The organism is Candidatus Epulonipiscium viviparus, assembly GCF_030708075.1.
In the GTDB taxonomy this organism is placed as follows: Bacteria; Bacillota; Clostridia; order Lachnospirales; family Cellulosilyticaceae; genus Epulonipiscioides; species Epulonipiscioides viviparus.
This window is the reverse complement of the sequence record NZ_CP117982.1, coordinates 1045398-1048517: the sequence shown is the minus strand read 5'-3', so window position 1 is coordinate 1048517 and position 3120 is coordinate 1045398. Positions and strand designations below refer to the sequence as shown.

Annotated in this window: 4 protein-coding genes (1 of these 4 cut by a window edge); 1 reads left to right on the top strand and 3 read right to left on the bottom strand. The window is 39.1% G+C overall.

The features are described 5' to 3' along the window. On the top strand, window positions 1–866 hold an 866-nt coding region (locus tag PCY70_RS04215), incomplete at its 5' end, for a hypothetical protein (protein WP_305768557.1). Window positions 867–1859: 993 nt separating this feature from the next. Here PCY70_RS04215 and PCY70_RS04210 read toward each other — a convergent pair. The 3 genes from PCY70_RS04210 to PCY70_RS04200 all read right to left on the bottom strand — a co-directional run. Beyond that, the gene (locus tag PCY70_RS04210) at window positions 1860–2153 is read right to left on the bottom strand and encodes a hypothetical protein (RefSeq protein ID WP_305768556.1); all 294 of its coding nucleotides are present in this window, start codon (window positions 2151–2153) and stop codon (window positions 1860–1862) included. Window positions 2154–2525: 372 nt separating this feature from the next. After that, a complete protein-coding gene (locus PCY70_RS04205; RefSeq protein ID WP_305768555.1) occupies window positions 2526–2756 on the bottom strand; it encodes a hypothetical protein in 231 nt (76 codons plus the stop codon). Window positions 2757–2828: 72 nt separating this feature from the next. Next, a protein-coding gene (locus tag PCY70_RS04200; RefSeq protein ID WP_305768554.1) for a hypothetical protein crosses the window boundary here: on the bottom strand, window positions 2829–3120 show its 3' portion. Its footprint extends 1334 nt past the window's final position; only the last 292 of its 1626 coding nucleotides appear in the window; its start codon lies beyond the right edge, outside the window; its stop codon occupies window positions 2829–2831.

The window sequence follows — 3120 nt, the reverse complement described above, 5'->3', positions numbered from 1 at the left end:
AGGCTATACTTTCAGAAGGTGAGTTGTTAGCAACAGGAATTTTAGAAGCTGTATTGGCAGAATTTGGGATTTCAGCAACAGGAATTCTAGAAGCTGTACTTTCAGAAGCTGATGTTGTAGCAACAGGAATCCCAGAAGCTGTATTTTCAGAAACTGGGGTTGTAGCAACAGAAATCCTAGAAGCTGTACTTTCAAAAGCTGGGGTTGTAGCAACAGAAATCCTAGAAGCTGTACTTTCAAAAGCTGGGGTTGTAGCAACAGAAATCCTAGAAGCTGTACTTTCAAAAGCTGGGGTTGTAGCAACTGGAATTCTAGAAGCTGGGGTTGTAGCAACAGGAATACTAGAAGCTATATTTTCAGAAACTGGGGTTGTAGCAACAGAAATCCTAGAAGCTGTACTTTCAAAAGCTGGGGTTGTAGCAACAGAAATCCTAGAAGCTGTACTTTCAAAAGCTGGGGTTGTAGCAACAGAAATCCTAGAAGCTGTACTTTCAAAAGCTGGGGTTGTAGCAACAGAAATCCTAGAAGCTGTACTTTCAAAAGCTGGGGTTGTAGCAACAGAAATCCTAGAAGCTGTACTTTCAGAAGCTGAAGTTGTAGCAACAGGAATGCTAGAAGCTGTACTTTCAAAAGCTGGGGTTGTAGCAACAGAAATCCTAGAAGCTGTACTTTCAAAAGCTGGGGTTGTAGCAACAGAAATCCTAGAAGCTGTACTTTCAAAAGCTGGGGTTGTAGCAACAGGAATCCTAGAAGCTGTACTTTCAAAAGCTGGGGTTGTAGCAACAGAAATCCTAGAAGCTGTACTTTCAGAAGCTGGTTGTAGCAACAGGAATCCTAGAAGCTGTACTTTCAGAAGCTGGTTGTAGCAACAGGAATCCTAGAAGCTGTACTTTCAGAAGCTGGGTTGTAGCAACAGAAATCCTAGAAGCTGTACTTTCAGAAGCTGAGATTGTAGTAACCGGAATCGTAGAAGCTGTACTTTCAGAAAGCTGGGGTTGTAGCAACAGAAATTCTAGAAGCTGTACTTTCAGAAGCTGGTTGTAGCAACAGGAATCCTAGAAGCTGTATTTTCAGAAAGCTGGGGTTGTAGCAACAGGAATTCCTAGAAGCTGTATTTTCAGAAGCTGAGGTTGTAGCAACAGAAATTCTAGAAGCTGTATTTCAGAAGCTGTTGTAGCAACAGGAATTCTAGAAGCTGTACTTTCAGAAGCTGGTTGTAGCAACAGAATTCCTAGAAGCTGTACTTTCAGAAGCTGGGGTTGTAGCAACAGGAATCCTAGAAGCTGTATTTTCAGAAGCTGAGTTGTAGCAACAGGAATCCTAGAAGCTGTACTTTCAGAAGCTGAGTTGTAGCAACCCGAATCGTAGAAGCTGTACTTTCAGAAGCTGAAGTTGTAGCAACAGGAATTCTAGAAGCTGTACTTTCAGAAGCTGAAGTTGTAGCAACAGGAATCCTAGAAGCTGTATTTTCAGAAGCTGATGTTGTAGCAACAGGAATCCTAGAAGCTATACTTTCAGAAGCTGGGGTTGTAGCAACAGGAATTCCAGAAGCTGTACTTTCAGAAGCTGAAGTTGTAGCAACAGGAATTTAGAAGCTGTATTGGCAGAATTTGGGATTTCAGCAACATGAATCGTAGAAGCTAGATTTTCAGAAGCTGATGTTGTAGCAACAGGAATTCTAGAAGCTGTACTTTCAGAAGCTGGGTTGTAGCAACAGGAATCTAGAAGCTATATTTCAGAAGCTAGGGTTGTAGCAACAGGAATCCTAGAAGCTGTACTTTCAGAAGCTGGGTTGTAGCAACAGGAATCGCAGAGGCTGTACTTTCAGAAGCTGAGTTGTAGCAACAGGAATCTAGAAGCTATACTTTCAGAAGCTGGGGTTGTAGCAACAGGAATCCTAGAAGCTGTATTTTCAGAAGCTGGGGTTGTAGCAACAGGAATAGAAGCTGATTTTCAGAAGCTGATGTTGTAGCAACAGGAATTCTAGAAGCTGTATTTTCAGAAGCTGATGTTGTAGCAACAGGAATTCTAGAAGCTATACTTTCAGAAGCTGAGGTTGTAGCAACAGGAATTCTAGAAGCTGTATTTTCAGAAGCTGGGGTTGTAGCAACAGGAATCCTAGAAGCTGTATTTTCAGAAGCTGGTTGTAGCAACAGGAATCTAGAAGCTGTATTTTCAGAAGCTGGGGTTGTAGCAACAGGAATCTAGAAGCTATATTTTCAGAAGCTGGGTTGTAGCAACAGGAATTCCAGAAGCTGTATTTTCAGAAGCTGGGGTTGTAGCAACAGGAATTCCAGAAGCTATATTTCAGAAGCTGATGTTGTAGCAACAGGAATTCTAGAAGCTATATTTCAGAAGCTGGGTTTGTAGCAACAGGAATCCTAGAAGCTGTACTTTCAGAAGCTGTTTGTAGCAACAGAATCTAGAAGCTGATTTTCAGAAGCTGGGGTTTGTAGCAACAGGAATTCTAGAAGCTGTATTTTCAGAAGCTGGGTTGTAGCAACAGGAATCCAGAAGCTGTACTTTCAGAAGCTGGTTGTAGCAACAGGAATAGAAGCTGTATTTTCAGAAGCTGATGTTGTAGCTTCTTGATTAGCAAGGGCTTTATTGGCAGTAATGCGATTGAGTTTTGCTAACAGATGTTCAAAGGTTGAAGCAACAGCGTCAATTTTGATATTATTTATAATATAAGTTACTAACTTTTGTAACTGCTCTTTATTAACAGTGGTATATTTGATTTTAAAATTATTTGTCATATTTTATCCTTTTTTTGTTATAATTTATAAAGCAATAATAACAAAATTTTCCAAAAAAGTAAAGTATAAAAATTAAAAAAGAGTAAGTTTATCAAAATTAGCCAGTGAAATAGATAAATCATTATTCAAAATAAAAATCCCTTCCTTTAGGTCTAAATTGTCAATATTCTGTATTGCAAAAAGAACTTGATGATTATAACTTTCTATAAAATGTAATTCACCAGGGATGTACGAAGATTTTACAATGTTGTTGAAAGTATTGTCATATACGCATAAAAAAATGTCGTGATCCTTTTCTTCGGTAAAAACAATGTATCGCTCTGATAAGAAAAGACAATCTAAAATATTACCAGATACTATTGGT